This window comes from Pseudoroseomonas sp. WGS1072 (assembly GCF_049340465.1).
Classification (GTDB): Bacteria; Pseudomonadota; Alphaproteobacteria; order Acetobacterales; family Acetobacteraceae; genus Pseudoroseomonas.
Genome location: NZ_JBMPSU010000001.1, coordinates 1,156,877 through 1,176,207 on the forward strand (window position 1 = coordinate 1,156,877; position 19,331 = coordinate 1,176,207).

Below are 19,331 nucleotides of genomic sequence, written 5' to 3' on the forward strand. Positions count from 1 at the left end.
ATCGCCTTAGCATCTCCGCGATGACCCCTGATGCCTTTATCGCCAAGTGGCAGGCGAACACCCGCAATGAGGCCGCCGCGTCCAAGGAACATTTCCTAGACTTATGCGCTCTGCTGGGCGTGCCGACGCCCAATTCGGACGCCACCGGCACGACGTATGCCTTTGAGAAGGGGGTGAAGAAGGCCGCGGGCGGGGGCGGCTGGGCTGATGTGTGGAAGCGCGGCTGCTTCGGCTGGGAATACAAGTCCCGCGGCGGCGACCTGGAGAAGGCGCATGACCAGCTTCTCCGATACGCCGGGGCTCTGGAGAACCCGCCTCTGCTTATCAGCAGCGATATGGACCGCATCATCGTCCGCACCAACTGGACCAACGCGGTGTCGGACCGGCGCGATTTCGGCCTGGAGGATTTACGGGACCCGACCGTGCGGGTGCTGCTCAAGGCGTGCTGGACGGACCCGGACCGCTGGCGCCCGGCCACCACGCGCCAGGCGCTGACCGAACAGGCAGCAGGTGAGTTCGCCGAGTTGGCGCGGCGCCTGCGGGCACGCGGGCACGCGGGCATGACCCGCAGGTGGTAGCGCATTTCGTCAACCGGCTGATCTTCTGCCTCTTCGCCGATGACGTCGGCCTGCTGCCCGATCGCCTCCTGTCCGAGATGCTGGCCTATGCCACCAAGGCGCCCGCCAGCTTCGCGGATGCCGCTTCCGAACTATTCCGCGCCATGGGAACCAGGGGTGGCCGGATCGGCTTCCAGCCCGTGCAATGGTTCAACGGGGGGCTGTTTGACGATGACACCGCCCTGCCGCTAGAGGCCCCCGATATTGCCCTGCTGACCAGCGCGGCGGCGTTGGACTGGGCAGAGATCGACCCCTCCATCCTCGGCACCCTGTTCGAACGCGGGCTCGACCCTGACAAGCGCAGCCAGTTGGGCGCCCACTACACGGACCGCGACAAGATCGGCCTGCTGGTGGATGCGGTCGTGGTGCAGCCTCTGCTGGCGGAGTGGCTGGCTACCAAGGAGCGCATCGCCGCGGCCCTGGAAGCACGGACGGCGCTGGTGCAGGAGGCGCGGGCGCCTATAGGGGCGGAAGCAGCGGTGTTGGCCGGGGCGGACGGCATTACCGCCGAGAGCCGCGCCGCCCGCACCAGCCTGCGCCGCGCCGCGGACCGGCGAACGCGGAAGATGGCCACCATGTTAGCCGAGGCCCAGGGCGCCCACCGGGATTTCCTGGACCGGCTGCGGGGCTTCCGGGTCCTGGATCCGGCCTGCGGCTCGGGGAACTTCCTCTATCTATCTTTGCTCGCGCTCAAGGATTTGGAGCAGCGCGTGGGCATTGAGGCGGAGGTGCTGGGCCTGGAACCCTCGTTGCCGATGATCGGACCGGAGACGGTGCTTGGTATCGAGGTCAATCCTTATGCGGCGGAGCTGGCTCGGGTCAGTGTCTGGATCGGCCATATCCAATGGGCGCGACGCAACGGCTACCCTGCGCCGTCCGATCCGGTGCTGCGGACCCTGGACACCATCGAATGCCGGAACGCGGTGCTGACGCCGGAGGGCGCGGTCGCAGACTGGCCTACGGCGACTGCTGTCGTCGGCAACCCGCCCTTCCTGGGCGATAAGGCGATGATCGGCGCCCTGGGCGAGGAATACACGACCCGCCTTCGCGCTGCCTATGCAGGCCGGGTGCCGGGTGGCGCCGATCTTGTCTGCTACTGGTTCGAGAAGGCACGGGAAGCCCTGCAAACTGGTCGTGCTGAGAGGGTGGGGTTGGTTGCCACCAACAGCATCCGGGGCGGCGCGAACCGACGCGTTCTCGACCGCATCAGCGGCGAGAGCACCATCTACGCAGCATGGTCAGATGAGCCGTGGACCCTCGATGGCGCCGCCGTTCGCGTGTCGCTCGTCTGCTTCGCTTCTGAACATACCAGCCCCGCTCGGCTGAACGGCTCTAGTGTTGAAGCGATTTTCCCTGACCTCACGGCAGGTAGTGCTGATCTGACGACTGCCCGCCCGTTAGCCGAAAACGAGGGGACGGCCTTCAGCGGCATCACGAAGAAAGGGTCCTTCGATGTTCCTGGTAATGTCGCCCGCTTGTGGCTGAGTATGCCATCCAACGCCAACGGCAGACTGAACTCGGATGTGTTGGCACCGTGGATGAACGGCGATGATTTGATGGGCCGTTTTCGTGATATGTGGATCGTCAATTTCGGGGAAAGAACAGAGGTAGAAGCTGCGTTCTTCGCTCAACCGTTCGCGCTGGTGCAGGAGAAGGTTTCCCCGGTTCGCAAGGTGTCGGGGTCGCCAGCGGAGCGGCGTGAATGGTGGAAACTGGCTCGGCGTGCCCCGGCCATGATCCAAGCCATCGCACCTTTGTCTCGCTTCATCGTCACCCCGGAAGTTTCAAAGCACCGTGTGTTTGCTTGGTGCGCCTCGGGCGTCACCCCCGACAAGAACTTGGTTGTGGTTGCGCGAGACGACGACACTGCCTTCGGAATTTTACACAGCCGTTTCCATCGGGCGTGGGCGCTGCACCTTGGTACCTCATTGGAGGACCGGCCGCGCTACACCTCGTCGACCACCTTCAGGACGTTCCCCTTTCCGGGCGGGCTGACCCCGAACATCCCGGCCGCCGCCTATGCCGGAGACCCGCGCGCCCAACGCATCGCCGCCGCCGCGCGGGCGCTGGTGGAGGCGCGCGAGCGCTGGCTGAACCCGCCGGAACTGGTCGACCGTGTGCCGGAGGTCGTGCCCGGCTTCCCCGACCGGCTGACCCCAAAGGACGCCGCTGCCGCCGCCCTGCTGAAGAAGCGAACCCTGACCGCGCTCTACAACACGCGAGGCACGCCCGAAGGCGCCTGGCTGGACAACCTGCACCGCGCCCTCGACGCCGCCGTGGCCGAAGCCTATGGCTGGCCCGCCGACATCACCGAGCCGGATGCGCTCTCCCGCCTATTAGCCCTGAACCACGCCCGGGCCAGCGGTCCTGCTGCCGTGACGATACCTGCCGCCGAGGCTGATGCCTGATCGTTCATACTGGTGCACGAAAAAGCTTGATCGCGCCCAGAAATTCCCCCTATAGTTGATTTAAGCCCGGTTCTACTCTCCCCGCACTAACCTGGGGAGCGTCTTGCGACCGAGAGCTTGACGCAAGGCTCTGTCCGCGAGGGACAGAGGGAGCCGCGGGCCGAGAGGTCAGCGGAGAGGCCGTGGTCCTTGTGATCACGGAAGAAATCGAACCGGGCTTGGACGCTCCTCGGCTTGATGCCGGAGATCCTGCCGTGCCTACCTACCCACCAGAAGCCTTCAACACTCGCGACGCAGCGGCGCTCTGCGGCTCGTCCGCGAGCCATTTCGCCAAACTTCGCCAGCGAGGCGATAAGCGTCGGCCCGGCCTGCCCCAAGGTCCTCGCTTCCGTCGCATCGGCCGCAAGGTCATCTACCTTCGCGTCGATCTCGACGTCTGGCTGGCATCGCTTGCCGAAGACACGGCCGCGATTAGCTCCATTTCGGGCGAGGAGGGCTGACTCATGCCGCTCATCCTCAAGGCTGCCGCTCTGGCCACTAGGCGGCGGCTGCTCCTCGTGTCGACCACCACCAACGGTTGCCACTGGGCGCGCCCTGTCTGGCTCTCCCTCGTGATGACGGACGGGACGCCGTACACTCGCCGCAACGGCAAGGGTGTCTTGCGCACCTTCCGACGCGCCTGGGCCGACTCGCGCTATCAGGGCGAGCGCAGCAGCTACCGAGCGACCTACAACTCGCTTGCCTCCGATCTGGAGCGTCTTGCTGCGGAGGCGGGCGGTACGGTCCTGCCAGAGGGGGAGGTCTGAGCATGTTCGTGCTCCCCTTCTCCGCCTTCGGGCGCGGCCCAGGCGGCGACCTTTGCCGCCGCCTGGGCATCCAGATCGAAACCTGCCGGTCTTGGAATGACCTCACATTGGCTGCGCTCCGACGGAACCGTGATGGTGCCCTGGTCGAAGAGGCTGCCCGTCTCGACCGCGTTCTGGCTTCTGGTGAGCGGGTCGTCTTGCATGCCCTTCTCCACGCCCTCGACTTCGACGCGGTCGCGGATGACTTGGCGGACGGTCGAACATGGTGGCGCATGTCGATCGTCGGCGGTCCCCACCGCGATGCCGTGCTCGCCTGCCTCGTCCGGCGCGATGACTCGCTGTCATCAAGCGACGAAGAAATTCCTGGGTGACAGAGGCCGGAGGTCAACCTCCGGCCAACTGGATACCTCCAGAAACCCTGCGGCTTCGGCGGATGATGTTGGTTTGAGGCTGCCGGTGCTTCAGGGATGCGGATGCGCGTGCCCATCTGGTGGACGGAGCCGCTCAGTCGATGGCGGCGGCTTGCCTACTTGCGTGCCGCTACGACGTCGCGGGCTTGCTGCTGAGCCAGACGAACCGCTTGAGGTTATAGGCGAGATTGGCGAGGCCGATCTTCACCCGTGCCCTGGCGATGCCGATGGTGCGCACGACCAGCGCCATCGGCCCCTTCTGCCGGGCAAAGACGTGTTCGACCGCGGAGCGCACGGCCGACTTGCGGGCATTGGCCCGTCGCGTCCTTGCCGCCATCGGCCGCCCCGGGGGCTTCTTGCGGTGGATGCGCGAGACCATGCCACGCTCAGCCAGCCAGGCCTCGTTCTTCGCTGAGCGATAGGCGGTATCGGCCCAGACATCGCTGGCGGTGTTGCCGGCATCGACCACCTCCGCCAGCCGCGCCCCGTCATGGGCGGCCGCATGGCTCGCGGTCCAGCCGCGGATCAGGCCGTGCCGGCGATCGATCGCGACGTGGTTCTTGTACCCGAAGGCCGGAACCGCGAGATCGACCTGCGGGGTGCCATCCTCGCGCGGCCTGGCCTTGGAGAACTTCACCGTCCAGCGCGCGTCGCGGTCCTTCTGGCGCAGCTTCGCAGGCATCTCCGCCCAGCCCTCAGGGATCTTGCCCGCCTTGATCGCCGCCCGCTCGGCCTCGGTGTTGCGCTGCTTCGGTGCGGCGACGATGGTCGCATCCACGATCTGCCCGCCCATCGCCAGGTAACCCGCGGCACGCAGCGTGGCGTCGAACCGCGCGAACAGCCGCTCCACCGCGCCGGCCCGCTTCAGCGCCTCGCGGAACGCCCAGATCGTGTTGGCGTCCGGCACCGGGTCGGCCAGCGCGAGGCCGAGGAAGCGCATGAAGGACAGGCGGTCCTTGATGAGGTACTCGCAGCGCTCGTCGGACAACCCGTGCATCGCCTGCAGCAGCAGGATCTTGAACATCAGCACGTGATCGAAGGCGGGGCGGCCACCCTTCGTGCCGTCCGCGCGCGGCACGGCCTGCTCCAGCTCGGCGCGGAACATCGTGAAATCAACCAGCGCGACGATCCGCTCGAGGTCATCGCCCTTGGCCGACAGCTCCCGCAAACGCTCCTCCACATCGAAGAACCCAGGCTGCCGAACCATCGCCTTCCCTCGCGCTGATCCGCGTCAGTGAATCAGCCGAACGGCATCAAGGCGAGGGGTTTCTGGAGGCGTCCAACTTTCTTGCGCCAAAACCTCCGACAATTTCTCTCCTCTGACGACGTCCCATGCAACAAAACCACCGACATGTATCCGTGCTCGGCCCAGCGCTGGCAACACTGCGCCGGAGCGCCAACCTTTCACAGGTCGAAGTAGCCGAGCGTTCCGGTTGCGCTCGAACAACGGTCATCTCGGCCGAGGCTGGGCGTGGCACTGCGTCTGCATACTTGGCCCTGGCATTGGAGCTGGAGCACGAGATCGGCGGTCGCTCGCTGCCTCCGGGAGCAACTCTCTCTGAACGGCTTGCTGCGCTTAGGGCACGCCGGGGTACCAGCCGCCGGGACCTGGCACGACAGGCAGATGTCAGTCCAACCACCCTTGCTTCCATGGAAGGCGGGAGCTTGGGCCACCTGGCCGCGGTGGAGCGAGTTGGCATTGCCTTGGGCGCTAGCCTGCGTCTGGTGCCACGAGGCGCATCACCTGGGTTCTGGACGAATGCAGCGGCTTCATCAGCGCACGAGGCATGGACCACGCCGCCGGACCTCCTTGCGCGGATTTATCCCCTGCTGCCTGAAGGCCGATTCTGCTTAGATCCTTGTTCCCCGACGGCGGACAAACGGCGGGCGCCGGTGCGCGCGATGCTACACTACACGGCGGAGGACGACGGACTGTCGCTCCCGTGGCGCGGACGGACCGTTTGGCTGAATCCACCCTACGGCCGCGGTATCGGCTCTTGGACCACGAAGGCCCGGATAGAGGTATCTGCTGGCAACGTGGGAGCCGTGTTGGGACTGTTCCCTGCACGACCCGATACCCGATGGTGGACCGACGTGGCAGGGCATGCCGATGTTCTGATGCTGCGGGGACGCCTGAAATTCGGTAACTCTATGGCACCCGCGCCTTTCCCGTCGGCCCTGAGCATTTGGGGCGGCGATGACACGTTGAGACTCGGTCTACAGCAGGCGTTCCAGGATGCATGGTACATTAACCGTCCTGCCGGATAGGCCCGGGCGAGCGCTCGGGAGGCGCTCAAGATAGCCTCTGCTTTGCGCTTGCGACCGCCTTCTTGATCTCACCCACGACGTCGGGTGAGCCGTTTCTTCCGGTGGGAAGTTGGATGTTCCGAATGAGCCAGCCTGCCAACTCAGCGGCCTCCTCCACCGCATCGGCTTGCCCCTCGGCCAGGGGCTCGAAGATATGCCGGAAGATGACCGAGTTAAATGAAGCTGATCCTCCCTGCATCGACATGTGCCGAAAGTCGGGGGGTGCGAATGAGAGGTTCAAGTTCAGAGCGGCAAGCCGAAGCGGGGTGTTATCCTTGGCGAGGATGAGAATGTCCAAGGGCAAGCCATAAAGGGCGAAGCGGAAGTCCGGTTGTGCGACCAGGACCTCGTTGAATGTCGGCAGCCGCTCGCCTTCGGGCCAATCGGGGCCGATCCGCTCACTGAGGGGAAGGACCAACCGGCGAACGGCCCAAACGAGCTGGTCCAGCATGTGCAGGTCCTGCGAGAACGTATTGTAGCCGTAAATCAGGTAGCGGTTATCGGCGTTGCCATACCGCACGAGGTGCTCGATAAACTCCTCCGTCGTGCGGTCGAACCATGTGGAAATCGCAAGCTTTTCTGGCTTCGGTAGGCGCTCAGGCAGAAGGCTCCCGGCGAGTTTCTTCACCTCAGCATAGAGGCGTTCAATATCGTGCCCGAACCCCTTGGCTGACTTGCCGTTCATCAGCAGGACAGCCTTCAAATATTTCTCCGTCGCGTGCAGGGCTAGCCAGAGGAAGTCCGTGGTAAGAGCGTTAGCGCAGCACCAGCGTGCTGCAATGTAGTTCTCATCAGCGGTGTGCACGAATATTTCATGAACAACAGCAGTTTTCAGTGCTCTAAGCCGCATGTCTGCCTCAAGCTCCAGATTTATCTTTGTGGCAGCCAAGACAACGGGAGCGCCATTGTCGAGATAGATGTTGCGTTTGGCTCCTACTCTATATGACAGCGTCCCGGTCAGGCTCTCGGTCGCCATTTTGACCGGCATACAGGCTGCTGCTCCCGCCTCCGTCGCCCATCTTCCATCGCGCGCCTCTTCTCGGCCACCCTATCTTGGCATCGATGCCATTTGGCTGCGGCCTTTTCCGCGTCGGACATCCGCCCGGCTTGGACGGCCTCGATCGTCGCCTCGTCGCCCCCCAACGCGGCGGCCGTGGCCCGCTGTGCCGCCGTCAGCCGAGTCGGATCGGCCTCCACTTGTCGCTCGGCCGCTAACAGCACCCGCAGGGCCGCCGCGCGGGGATCGCGCGGCAATGCACCGGCGACCGCCGCCTCCGACACGGCTCCCTGCCGCTCGGCCCGCCACCCCTCCGCCCGAGCTGTGGCCGTCGGGAGGTCCGCGCGCGCCACGGCCGCGATCGTCGCCTCGTCGCCTTCCGCAATGGCCGCCATCAGCACCTCGGCCGTTTTCCGCATCCGCTGGGCGGCCTGGGTCTCGGCCCGGGCCAACCAGGCCACCAGGGCATCGCGATTCACCTGGGCCGCCCGCTCTGCCGCCGCACGGGCCGTCCGTACATCGCTCTCGTACCGGCGACCGATGCGGTCGGCGTCCTGCCGGGCGGCCAGCGCGACAGCCGCCAAACGCCGATGCTCCGCCCGCCATCGGGCATCCGCCAGGCGTGTCCACCAGCGTGACCCGCATCTGTGGTTCCAAACCGCATGCTGTGCCGCCCGCGACCGCTCTAGCGCTTCGTCCCGGCGCCGGGTGAGCCGCCCCCGCGCCTCCGCCGCCAGCGCACCAGCGTCCACGGACGCGGTCGGCCGCCTGCGGAGAACCCAGTCGGCGGCCCTGACGACCTCCTCCACCCGGCGTCGAGCCGCGGCCGCCGGATCTTTGAGGGCGAGCCAAGCCCGGCGGGCCTCCCGCACCGCTAGCGCCGCCCGTGCGGTTGCGTCGCCCGCGGCCGCGCGCTCCTCGATCCAGCCGTCGAAGGTCTGGAAGATCGGCTCGGCCGCCACGCTGGACATGCGCTCCGCCTGCTGCGCCACGGCGAGCGCCTGCCGCTGCCCGGCGTGCCGGTGTACCTGCACGCCGACGGCGATGGTGCGGATCGTCCGGCTGCCGCGCGTCACGGCATAGGTCAGTGATCGCGCGTGCCGCTGTCCGGCCCAGAGCGAATCCCGCTCAGCGACATGCCGCCGCTGCTGAGCCGCCCGGACCGTCTGACGCCGCACGCGGAGCGCGGCGTAGTGCTGGGCGGCAGCCGCAGCGTAGGCCGCCCGCGCCTCCTGCCAGGCGATCTCCCGCTGCGCCGCCGTCCGCTCTGGCCGCGACGTCAGCACCTTCCGCACCGGTCCGGCTGCTGCGCTCTCCGGCGCGGTCCGGTGCGCGACCCAGGCCGCCCGCCCTACGTTCGCCTCAGGCGCCGGGCCGAGGATGCCCCGCGCCTCGTGGGTGCGGTGGTCCACCCTTAGGGCGACGCCGTTGGCCTCCAGCCAAGCATTCATCGCCGCCGCGACGCGGCCGCGCATCGTCCGACCATCCTCGGTGCGGAACGCCTGGTTCCAGGCTCGCTCCTTCATTGCGGCGAACCCGGCGCCGTCGAGGCGGCGTAGGGTCAGCAGCACATGGGCATGGGGCTGCTCGGCGCCGTCCGACGCCGCAGGGCAGTGCAGATCCACTTGCGCTACCATCCCCTCCGCGACCCAAGGCGCGACCACCGCACGCACCAAATCCATGCGTCGGTCGGCCGGGACGTCACGCGGAATGGCGATCTCCACCAAACGGGCCACCTGCGCATCGCCGCGGCGCTCTGCATCCTCCGCCGCCTGCCAAAGGGCCGCCGGGTCGGCGGTCCAGGCCGGTGCACCTTCGGGCAGTAGCATGGCATGCCCGATATGCTCAGCCCTCTTCCGACGGAAGTCGTAGGGCTTGCCATCCCGCCTCTCCACGCGGGCGCACCGTTGGTACGCCGACACCTTTCGGGCGTCCTGGCCCCCGCTGCGCTGCACGACACCAAACTGGACGTGGAATAGCTGGCTCATCACGTGTCTCCGCTGCCGCAGGCGAGCCGACGTTCCGCAGGAATGTATAGGCGAGACTGCGGCTCCGCTGCCCTTTGGCTGCTCTCCATCAAGTATCGTCTTCCGAAAATAAGATCTTCAAGATCATTGAACCTGCGATCGACTTGATCTCACCCTCGTCTAAGGAGATGGAGACTTCCGAGATGACGACCAAATTGTTGACGGATACCGAGATAGAGCGCCGCCTACTGGTTGCGCGCGATGCGGAGCGTCGGGCACGGGCGCGGGTCGCGCGGCTCAAGCGCGCCGCTGGAACCGCGTCTCGGCGCGCGCTCACACAGCGGAAGTGCGCGCTCGGCGGTGTGCTGCTCGCAATTGCCGCGCGAGACACCGAGGCGGACCGACGGCTCGTTACCTTCGTCTGCCAGTTCCTCGCTGCCCACCCTCCCCATTCATCGAACGCTCGTGCTCTGGAGACCACTCCATTCGCCGCCCCCGCTGTACAGGAGGCCTGAGCCATGCCCTCACTTCCACCTCCTTGGATCTCCGACCCAGATCTACTGCGCCTGGTCATGCGGATCACTGGATGGCCCCAGGCGCGGATCGACCTTCGTGCATGGCGTCGCGCCATCGAGCGTGAGAGGGCACGCATTGCGCGGCGTCGCCTCGGCCTGCCGCCCCTACCACCGCAAGATCGCGCTGCGCTCGCCGCCTCCAGCGTCCTACTTGACCTGCTGGCCTCGCCGGAAGCGCAGGCGGTCATCGCGCTGCTCTGGGCGGGGCACTCGCCGGTGGCCAAGTTGCTCGATACACAGGCGCAGGCGCTCTACGACGGCATGCTTAGGGAGCGCGTTCTGGACCGAGACATTCGGGCCAACATTGAGGGATTGCGGCAGTATGCAGATGAGAAGGCGGCACCGCATGGGCGCGCGCTCCACAGCGGGCTGGACCCGGCGTATGCGCTGCCTAGCAACGCCGTGGCGGCGCTGAACGCGATGACCCCAGAGGCATTGGCCGAGTGGCGCGACCGGCTCTCCGCCGCACGCCGCGCGCCAGCCACGCGGCCTCACCTCCTGCGTCGGCTGCGGGCCGAGGGGACCGCGGCATGCCGGGCGTATCCCGAGTTGGATCTCTGTCGCCCGGCCCCTGGGCCTTCTCGATCCATATGGCCACTGCCTCAACCGCCATTGCCTTCCGAGGGGGATGGCGAGCCAGAGTCCCCTAATGCGCCGCTGCGGCGTCCCTGACCAAGCTGCTATTTGGTAAAATGCGGTAATTGCAGCCCGTAGAGACGATCACGTAACTGAACTGTCTCTATGGGCGCCTGCTTACGGCGCCATCACCCCCCTTGATTGCCTATCACTACTCGCATCCGCTTCTTCTCAGGGCTGCGATGCAGCGCAGCTATGTCCTGGCTCTCGGGCGGAAGCGGGTATGCGGGCGGAGAGTATGGCCCTGCGGCATTGCGCCCTTTCCAAACATTCAGATCTCCGCCTTCATCCGTAGAAGCAGGACATACGCGGAGACCTGTTTCATGCCTCGCTGGTTTCAAAAAAGCCCCTCAGAGCTACTTACTTTTCTGCGTAAACAAACCAACAAACTTCGATGCAGTCAGTCCAAAGTGGTCTAGTTGCTTAGTAATGATAACCGGCTTGGTAAAGCCAAGGTCTTCTCCGACGGCGATGGCATATGCTTTTAGCCCTTCGATCAGGCGGTCCAGTTTGTCCTCGGTGATGATCCGCGCCTCGGGATGAAGCGTCGCGGCATGTTCAGGCTTAGTCTTCTTATGGACCATGATCGGAGTAGCCGAACAGGATTTGTCATACTGATTGCCGAACCACAGCATCGACCCATTAAGCTGATTGCAATCATGCTTGCTGATCGCCGCCGCTTTGACAGCGCCGCTTTTGCATTCGATAACGAAATAATTAAGATTTCCGACAGACCAGAGATTGTCTGGTCCCTTACCGAAGTCTTCCTCAGGCATCTGCGAGCCAAAGCCCAGGAACGCGCCAAGATCGCGCACTGCGCGTTCGAAGCGCTTTGAATTTTCTTCGCCCCATTCCAGCGCTTCGACCAGCGCGTTCACCCAGAGAATGAGATCATTCTTCTCCAGAAATTGCTTCATGAATGCCGCCGCCGCAACAGACTGGCTGTTTTTGGGCACGTCAAGCTTGCTGTAGGTAATGCCCTGTAGCGGACGTACCAGCGCGCGGTTCAACTCGACGGCTGCAAGTTGCATCTGCTGCGCTTGCGCTGGATTGGTGTGGTGGAGATATTCCGCCAACTGCTGCTTGAAATAACCTTTGGCACGCTTTTCCGACGTTGTGTTAACGGCGTCCTGCGCTAGACCCTGTGCGATATCAAAACGTCCTAGTCTCGCGGCATCGAAGGCTCTGCGCAGCAGGACTGTGGAGTCGTCGACATGCCCAGAATCGGCGTCGTCGGCATTGGCGATCGCGCCCTTGCTCGCAGAGACCCAATCCTCATCTTGGTTAAGGCAAAGATCCATAACCTCCTCAAGTTCGGCAAGTGGCTTATCCTTGAGTTGCTCGGTCACCTCACGGCCGAGCTTGAGTTGTGCTCGAGTTGCGGGTGAGAAGAGCGAACGTGAGGCCGGATTGTGGACACGCTGGGTCAGACGCGAACCGATGAGCAGGACGACGCAGTGATCCTCGCTCGAACGCACGCCTCGCCCCATGCCCTGTTCGATGCGCTGGATCTGGCGGATCAGGAGGCGGCGAGTTTCATTGAGCGGGATATTCTCTGCACGCGCAAGAAGACCTTCCACTTCCGGCAGGCCATCAATAACCAGTAGCTCGCAGGCTTTACCCGGCAGGTCGATACCATCGTATTTGTTGACAAACACCGTAAGCCCAACATGACCGGCTTTAAGCTTTTCTGTTCCTTTCTCAATATTTTCGGCCGTCAGTGTCTGGGCAGCGACATCCGCCCAATACTTGGCACGTTCCGTGGAAGGCACAATGACGCTGACGTTGACGCTCTTGGCTTTCTTCGCCGCAAGCTTCTTGATTTCGTCGATAGTGATCTTCGGATTGATCTCCTGCGGCGCCAGGATCATGCGATCGCCGATGTCGCCGCCGCTCTTGGGTCTAATGGGATGGCGGATATCCTCCGGATCGGCCTGGAAATGGCTAACAAGGATCCCATCATCTGCAAGCGTCGCCGTCATATAGATGCGCCGGTTGGCTTCCGTGAAAGCCGGGATGTTGTCAATCGGGAGGAAACGTGGCGCAATTTCGACGAATCCTCCGCCAAAAGCGGCCTGACAAAGCGGCAGGACATCGCGAATGAGCGGCCAGGGCCATTTAAGGTCGTCGTCATACCGATAAGGATGGAGGATCTCGGCTACTTTTCCTTGCCTGTCCTTCCATGCCCAGAAGGGGACGTTCATGATCGCGGTCGGGTCTTCGGCCTTCACGTCGAGCAGCATGGAGGGTGACTGCTGTCTGAGATCATCTTCGAAGATGGCAAGCAGTTTGCCATACGCGTCATGAAGAGAAGTTAGCCTAATCTTGAACCGGTCCGCCACAGTTGCGAGGCAGGCGTGCGCGTCATCGACGACGACAGTGCCGATCCGGATTTTCGCTCCCTCATTGCCAACACCGAAAACAGACTTGCCGTTCACCAGCTTCCAGATGTTGATGACGAGGATGGCGTCGCCTGCAAGAAAAGCACCATCAGCATGATCTTCAGTCACAGCGACACCGAGCGCCTTTGCCTCGGCAATTACTTGACTGACGAGGAAATTGTCTGGGACCACATAAACTGCCGGTCCTTTACCCTCGTTAAGGCTGCTTTGTAGGCAGAGCAATCCCACAATGGTCTTGCCTGACCCCGTATTCATCTTGACAGTGATGCTTGCCTGGTCTTTGTTGGTGAACCAGCCATCGAGCACATCGCCCTGTTCGTCCGAAGGCCGCTTCAACCGGAGGTCGCGCTTGAGTGTCGTAAAAATGCGACGTGGATCAGTTTGCTTCTTAGAGGCGCTTCCTGCCTTCAGCTTTCCGAAATCTAGAGCCACGTTCAACCCTTCATCGCCGACGTTTCAGAGGCGTTAGGCGACATCTAAGCCACTGGGGCCGGTACGCGTCAACGATGGCAATAGGAAATGCACTTCTATTTTTGCAGATTAATCAAACAATTTCAGACTTCTAAAGCTGTACAGCCGTGAATTGTTCTATAGGGCCAACGCACCAGCCACGTGTCCGCTTCGCGGCATCAGGGCTTAGGGGCAGCTAGGCAGCCATCGGCTCGATCATGGCGCTCAGGAGCAGGCCAGACAACCTGTTCTTACGCCTCTTCAGGAGGGTGAAACAGATCTCCGGGGTACATCGTCTAAAAGCGCTGCCTGCCCTGAGCGGCTATTCTAAGCCGTCACAGAGATTTATCTCGGCCGGGCTACGCCGTGCTAGCGGCGTGGACCGGCACGCGACGCCCCTCCCCGCTGGGGAGGGGCTAGCATCGGGAGGGGGAATGGCCTCTGTGTGCGTTCATCTTAACCGCCCCTGTCTTACCCTTAGTTTCCTCATATGGAGCGGTCCTGTTGCCACCTTTCTGTCACTCAGGTGTGTGATTGCCGCAGACCTTTCACCCAGCCAGCCGCTCTCTCGCACCATGGTTGCCAAGTCCGCACGCTTTCCACTGCGCGCCTAGCCGCTTCGTCCATGCTAAACCCCCGTTCCTGCCAATATACTGTCCATGTTCTTGCGTCTCGGCGGCATGCGATTAGGGCTTCGAGCGCTTCGGCCGCAGCTAAGTCCTCCGGATCGGCGTCCGAGGGCTCTGCCGTAGGCGCGCTCCTTGGACCAATTGCCGCAACTGTAACTTGATTCCCGATATCCGGCGGCGACGGTACTTCAGCACCCCTTGCGGCAGGCACAAGTTCTGCTTCCTGCCGCTTCAGTGGCATGGTCCTGTCGGTATCGGTCCAAGTCATCACAGTACGGGTGCGCCTCTGCCCGCGTTTCGTGACGTACTCCTCCTGTACCGTCTCCCGCACCTCCTCCCGAATGGTGGTCGGTCGCTTCGTCGGCCGTCCGTACTCCGTCGTCGCATCGTCATAGCCAAGGCGCAGGCGGCCGCTTCCACCGGGCAGCCCGCCGATTAGGCGAAGTGCCTCCGCCGCGGCCTCTGATTGGCCGCGCCGCGCCACCTCCCGCTCTGGCGAGTCCACCTCAGCGGCCTTCGCCGCTGCGCCATAGGCTTCGCAGCGCCGCATCGCCGCTCGTGCCATTGCCGCACGACGGGGCACGAATTCGTCGTCCGGCGAGGTCCAGAGGCGCTGCCAGATCCGCAGGCTGCCGTGGACGCCGACCAGGCGCATGCGACGGATTCGGCGCGAGGATGCCCAGGCCCGATGCCGTTCCGCACCCTCGCCGCCCGCGTTCATCGTCTCCTCATCGTCGAGGCTCTTGAGCACGTATTTCATTACGTAGCTGGCGGGAGAGGCGTACCGCTTCACAGTGCCGTCGGGACGACACCGGTCGGCGCGCTTCCGCACGATCTCCAGCTTAGCCTGTCGATCGGGGGCAAGGTCGCGCAGGATGCCATGCAGGACCATCCCCGTGCCGAGCCGCCGACCATCGTGCTCGACGTATTTCGGGAGCCAGACCATGGCATGGAGGTGCGGAGTGCCATCCTTATGCGGCTCCGGAACAGCAATGCCAAAGTACTCGCGGAGAGGTTCGTACTTCGCCAGGCGCGCCCGTATCCGCTCCCACCGCTTCTGTAGCTGCGTCCACTGTGCCTGCGGCCCAAGGGTGGGATTCCAATCATCGTTGACGCGGGCGTGCGGGTAGCTGCCGTCCGCCGTACGTGCTCCGGCTATGAACGGGTGATACTCGCCAGGCAAGGTCAACGTGATGAAGAATGCTTGCATGTCGTGCTCGTCGCCATGGTGCTCCATCCCCTTCACCACGGCGTACATCTGGGCGCGACGAGACTTGCGCGAGCGGGCCTGCACCTCCACCAGCGGCACCTCGTCACCGCTCTCGAAGCGGACTACGGTGGCGCTCGCCCAGGCCAGGCTCCTGGCCTGTACCTGCCGCCATGCCCCGAGGGTGAACCGGCTCACGGCGGGGGAGGTCGGTCCCACCAGTCGCAGGGCGCAATCAAGCCACGCCTGTGCCCGACGCACCTCCGTTCGGATCTGTCGCCGCTGCCACCGCGGGCATTCGCGCTCCGCTTGGAGCCAAGGCTGGTAGCGCTCTGCCTCACGCCAGTCCGGCGAAACAGCGTACGCCTCCAGCCATGCCCGCGCCCGCTCCTCCGCCACCGCGCGGATCTGCCCCTCATCCCCCAGGGCAAGGCGCATGCCGATTTCACTCGCGCCCTCAATAATGCGGTCCTCACCATCGGCGGCGGGAAGCACCCCCAGCGTGCGCAGCGTCTCGCCAGCCGCCAGCGCTCGGGCGTAGCGGCTCCGCAGGCCCTTATCGGTGTCCCTCCGATGGTCGATCGGCCGTGCCACCGTTGCCACCAGGTCGGCGAGGTCCGGCACGCAGCCCCATCGCTCGCGCGCCGCCGTGGCCTGGAGGATGGCGTAGGCATACGTCCCAGGGAGATGGACGAGCGCATCGGTGACGGACTGCGCCCCCGCCTGCACCGCCCGCAGCGCCTTGGCCTTCTCGTCCAGCGCCTCGGCCGTGGCGCGGTGCCGCTCTACAGCCGCCTCGATCGCGGCGCCGCGGGTTGCGCGGGCTCCGGCATCCGCGCGCAAAACCTGTGCGGCGAAAAGAGCCTTGATGTCGTCCGTGTCGGTGCGCGTGTCGGCAAGGTGCCTTAGGCGCCGCTGAGCGGCTCGCGGAGCAGGCAATGCAAAGGCACGCGCCGCTGCATCGCCCTTGTCAACAGTGTCAACATTTCTCGAAGTGTCTTGGGCTGCTGGAAAAACCGGGGTTTTCCGCAGCCCCGCGCTCACCGACTACGGACGCGCGGGCAATCCTTGATATCTGCGCAGCAGCGCCGCATCATTTGGATTACCAATGTTGAAAGGCGGCGCGGGGAGCCTGGCAGGGCCGAGATCCGCGCCGTCTTTCATTCTGAGGTCAGCCCATGGCCCGGATCAAGAATTCTCTCGGACCTCATTGATCCTTGTGCTGTCGCGTGGTCCGCAGACCGCCGCAGTTGCTGTCAGGATTCCAAGGTCCAAGCCATAGGCCGCGTAGTCCAGTCGTCCAATCGCCTCCGCCAAGGCGCTGATGCTGTAATCGGTGTAGTCATTCGTCTGCTGCACCCGGCGCAGTTCCGGTTCAGAATCATCATGGCCGACGATGGCGGCGACGGTCAGAGCATCCACCCCCGCGCGGGTCCGCAGCATCGTCACGAAGGTACGTCTCAGGGAATGGAAGTCCCGCAGGGTCTCGTAGAGCCCGCAGGCGCGCCGGTAATCTGTAAAATGGGTGCTGTAGAGGGCGCCCCAGGAGGGCGGTCGGCCATGCTTCTTCAATTCTGGCCAGACCCTACCGCGACCGCCGGGCCTGAAGAGATCCAGGAATCCGAGGCCGCAGAGGAAGGGGTGTACTGGGACATTGCGCACGCTGTGGGTAGTCTTGACCTTCCGATCGCCCTCGTCGTGGATGCGTAAATAGGCAATGCCATCGCGGTCACGAGCGAGGTCAGTGTGCTGGAGCTGCGCAAGTTCCTCGAGCCGCGCTCCCGACCACAGAGCAGCGATGGGGAGCCACCAATAAGCGTCTCTGTGGAGTTGTGGTCCCGCTTCATGTCGTCGCGTTACGTCTTGACGACGGCTGCGCGTTCCAGACCAGATTGGCGAGGCGAGAAGTTCGCCAAGCTGCGCAATAGTCCACGACTTCCGGAGTTGGGCTTTTGGGACATGTCGGCTGAGCGGAATATCTCGGAACAGGTCTCCGATATCGTCGACGGAGGTCCATTTGTGGTGCCGGTTAGCGGAGACGAAGAAGGCTTTGATGTGGGTAAGGTGTTTTTCGATAGTGGTTCGGTTGAGGGTCCTCTCCCCCTCGGACTCCTTGAGAAGCTGCGGGATGGTCTTGGTGTCATCCCCCTTCCGCTTGCCATAGCTCGTCCTTAGTCGCTCAAGGACTCGAACCCACCTAATAATGTCCTCGCGTTTGTAATCGGCTAGCGGCTTGTCTCCGGTTGCCCGCGCGAACAGCACCACGTAGCCCACCACATGCCGGTGTGCATCCTCACGCAATTGCCGTTCCGCCATGTACTTGTCGCGGAGAAAAGCCGTGGCTTTCGGTGTCGGCACCACCGCCGACCGCACACCCATGCTTCCGAGGATCGTTTGCAGTTGCGCTAGGGCGGCAGGATCCAACGCCTTAGCCACGGCTGCTGCCTGGGCAGTCGTTCCGGCCGCTGTCTCCGCTTCCTCGATTTTTGTCGTCAGCCGGGGAAGGCTGACCAGTGTCCTCGTGTGTGTATCAATCCGGTCGCCGATGGCCGCCATTTGCACCATGGTGCGCCGTCTATTGCCTGCCGCCGACGCTTCGGCGTCAATGGCGCTGCCGAGTGCGGTAAGAAGCTCTTCGACTAATTGCCGAACATCCTCAGCCGTACCACTCATCCGCCGCGCCTCCGCCCAGATCCCAGCCACCACGGCATGCATCCAGGCCACCCGTTCGCGTGCCACATTGGGGTCTGCGGTGTCCAGCGCCCGGACAATTTCCCGGCGCCTCAAAATCGGAATTAGTGCTGTCGGGACTCGGGAGCGCCAGAAATAGCGCCCGTTCCGCCGCTGGACATGCTCCAAAAGGCACCCCTCTTGCTACACAGAGGTGCTACACAAAGGCTGCTTAAAACTATCCAGAGCCTTGATTTTGAAGGGAAAATCAGGCTGGTTGGGGCGCCAGGATTCGAACCTGGGAATGGCGGTACCAAAAACCGCTGCCTTACCGCTTGGCTACGCCCCAGCGCCGCCGCGTGGGGCTGAATAAAGGCCGGACGGGCCATTCGTAAAGCCCCCACCCCAGCGCCACCAGGCCTCCGGCAGGCCGGCCGCGGCGGCGCGCGCGGCGGCGGCATCGGGCAGCAGCGCGAAGCAGGTGGCGCCCGAGCCGCTCATCCGCGCCAGCAGGCAGTCCGGCAGCGCGCGCAGGGCGGCCAGCGTCTCGCTCACCGCCGGGCAGAGGCGGATGGCGGCGGCCTGCAGGTCGTTGCGGCAGGAGGCCAGCCCCTGCGCCATGGCGCCGGCATCGGCCCAGCCCGCGGGCAGGGTCGCGGCGGCGCCGAAGGCCTCGGCGGCGCGGGCGCGGAACACGGCGGGCGTCGACAGCGGCTGGCGGGGGTTGACCAGCACCAGCCCGGCCGGCGGCAGGCGGGGCGCCGCCTCCAGCCGCTCGCCCACGCCGCCCATGCGCGCCGGGCGCCCGTCCAGGCAGACCGGCACGTCGGCGCCGAGCTTCGCCGCCAGGGGTGCGAGCCGGGCCAGCGGCCAGTTCAGCCCCCAGGCGCGGTTGAGCAGGCGCAGGGCGGCGGCCGCGTCGGCCGAGCCGCCGCCGATCCCGGAGGCGACCGGCAGGCGCTTCTCCAGGCGGAGCGCGCCACGGGGTGGCAGGCCGGCCTTCTCGGCGAGCAGGCGCGCGGCGCGCAGCACCAGGTTGTCCGGCTCGGCCGCCAGCGACGCCGCCTCGGGGCCGGCCAGTTCCAGGCTCAGCGCCTCGGCCGGGGCGACATCCAGCCGGTCCGCGGCGCCGGCGAAGACCACCAGGCTGTCCAGCAGATGGTAGCCATCGGGCCGCCGCCCCAGGACGTGCAGGTGCAGGTTGATCTTCGCCGGCGCCATCTCGGTGCCCGCCAGCACGGCCGGCATGC

The 19,331-nt window shown here is 64.7% G+C and carries 13 protein-coding genes and 1 tRNA gene; 6 read left to right on the top strand and 8 right to left on the bottom strand.

What is annotated here, in order from left to right:
- The first annotated feature begins 20 nt into the window (after positions 1-20).
- The 5 genes from ACF3NH_RS05535 (at position 21) to ACF3NH_RS05555 (ending at position 4,202) form a co-directional block, all read left to right on the top strand.
- Positions 21-578 carry a type IIL restriction-modification enzyme MmeI gene (locus tag ACF3NH_RS05535; protein WP_422922152.1) on the top strand — a complete coding sequence of 186 codons (558 nt, stop codon included), beginning with the start codon at positions 21-23 and terminating at the stop codon, positions 576-578.
- Positions 572-3,025: a class I SAM-dependent DNA methyltransferase gene (locus ACF3NH_RS05540; protein WP_422922153.1), complete on the top strand. Its 2,454-nt coding sequence runs from the start codon at positions 572-574 to the stop codon at positions 3,023-3,025. Before ACF3NH_RS05535 ends, ACF3NH_RS05540 begins: the two co-directional genes overlap by 7 nt.
- 182 nt (positions 3,026-3,207) lie before the next feature.
- Positions 3,208-3,525: a hypothetical protein gene (locus ACF3NH_RS05545; protein ID WP_422922154.1), complete on the top strand. Its 318-nt coding sequence runs from the start codon at positions 3,208-3,210 to the stop codon at positions 3,523-3,525.
- Positions 3,526-3,528: 3 nt separating this feature from the next.
- Complete coding sequence (locus ACF3NH_RS05550; RefSeq protein ID WP_422922155.1) at positions 3,529-3,831, top strand: hypothetical protein; 303 nt, start codon at positions 3,529-3,531, stop codon at positions 3,829-3,831.
- A 2-nt stretch (positions 3,832-3,833) separates the two neighbouring features.
- The gene (locus tag ACF3NH_RS05555; protein ID WP_422922156.1) at positions 3,834-4,202 is read left to right on the top strand and encodes a hypothetical protein; all 369 of its coding nucleotides are present in this window, start codon (positions 3,834-3,836) and stop codon (positions 4,200-4,202) included.
- Positions 4,203-4,371: 169 nt separating this feature from the next.
- On the opposite strand, the gene ACF3NH_RS05560 is transcribed toward ACF3NH_RS05555, so the two are convergent.
- A complete protein-coding gene (locus ACF3NH_RS05560; RefSeq protein ID WP_422922157.1) occupies positions 4,372-5,448 on the bottom strand; it encodes an IS5 family transposase in 1,077 nt (358 codons plus the stop codon).
- 125 nt (positions 5,449-5,573) lie between these two features.
- Here ACF3NH_RS05560 and ACF3NH_RS05565 point away from each other — a divergent pair, with 125 nt between their 5' ends.
- Positions 5,574-6,509 carry a DNA N-6-adenine-methyltransferase gene (locus ACF3NH_RS05565; RefSeq protein ID WP_422922158.1) on the top strand — a complete coding sequence of 312 codons (936 nt, stop codon included), beginning with the start codon at positions 5,574-5,576 and terminating at the stop codon, positions 6,507-6,509.
- A 25-nt stretch (positions 6,510-6,534) separates the two neighbouring features.
- On the opposite strand, the gene ACF3NH_RS05570 is transcribed toward ACF3NH_RS05565, so the two are convergent.
- The 7 genes from ACF3NH_RS05570 to ACF3NH_RS05600 form a co-directional block, all read right to left on the bottom strand.
- Positions 6,535-7,536 carry a HEPN domain-containing protein gene (locus tag ACF3NH_RS05570; RefSeq protein WP_422922159.1) on the bottom strand — a complete coding sequence of 334 codons (1,002 nt, stop codon included), beginning with the start codon at positions 7,534-7,536 and terminating at the stop codon, positions 6,535-6,537.
- Positions 7,506-9,533 carry a MobA/MobL family protein gene (locus ACF3NH_RS05575; protein ID WP_422922160.1) on the bottom strand — a complete coding sequence of 676 codons (2,028 nt, stop codon included), beginning with the start codon at positions 9,531-9,533 and terminating at the stop codon, positions 7,506-7,508. The genes ACF3NH_RS05570 and ACF3NH_RS05575 overlap by 31 nt, the downstream gene beginning before the upstream one ends.
- Positions 9,534-11,079: 1,546 nt before the next feature.
- Entirely contained in the window at positions 11,080-13,557 is a 2,478-nt protein-coding gene (locus ACF3NH_RS05580; protein WP_422922161.1) for a helicase C-terminal domain-containing protein, read from the bottom strand.
- Between the two features lie 540 nt (positions 13,558-14,097).
- A complete protein-coding gene (locus ACF3NH_RS05585; protein ID WP_422922162.1) occupies positions 14,098-16,455 on the bottom strand; it encodes a replication endonuclease in 2,358 nt (785 codons plus the stop codon).
- A 144-nt stretch (positions 16,456-16,599) separates the two neighbouring features.
- Entirely contained in the window at positions 16,600-18,270 is a 1,671-nt protein-coding gene (locus ACF3NH_RS05590) for a DUF6538 domain-containing protein (RefSeq protein WP_422922163.1), read from the bottom strand.
- Positions 18,271-18,355: 85 nt separating this feature from the next.
- Positions 18,356-18,430 (bottom strand) — tRNA-Gln (locus ACF3NH_RS05595).
- Positions 18,421-19,329: a 4-(cytidine 5'-diphospho)-2-C-methyl-D-erythritol kinase gene (locus tag ACF3NH_RS05600; protein WP_198367678.1), complete on the bottom strand. Its 909-nt coding sequence runs from the start codon at positions 19,327-19,329 to the stop codon at positions 18,421-18,423. Before ACF3NH_RS05600 ends, ACF3NH_RS05595 begins: the two co-directional genes overlap by 10 nt.
- Positions 19,330-19,331: the final 2 nt, after the last annotated feature.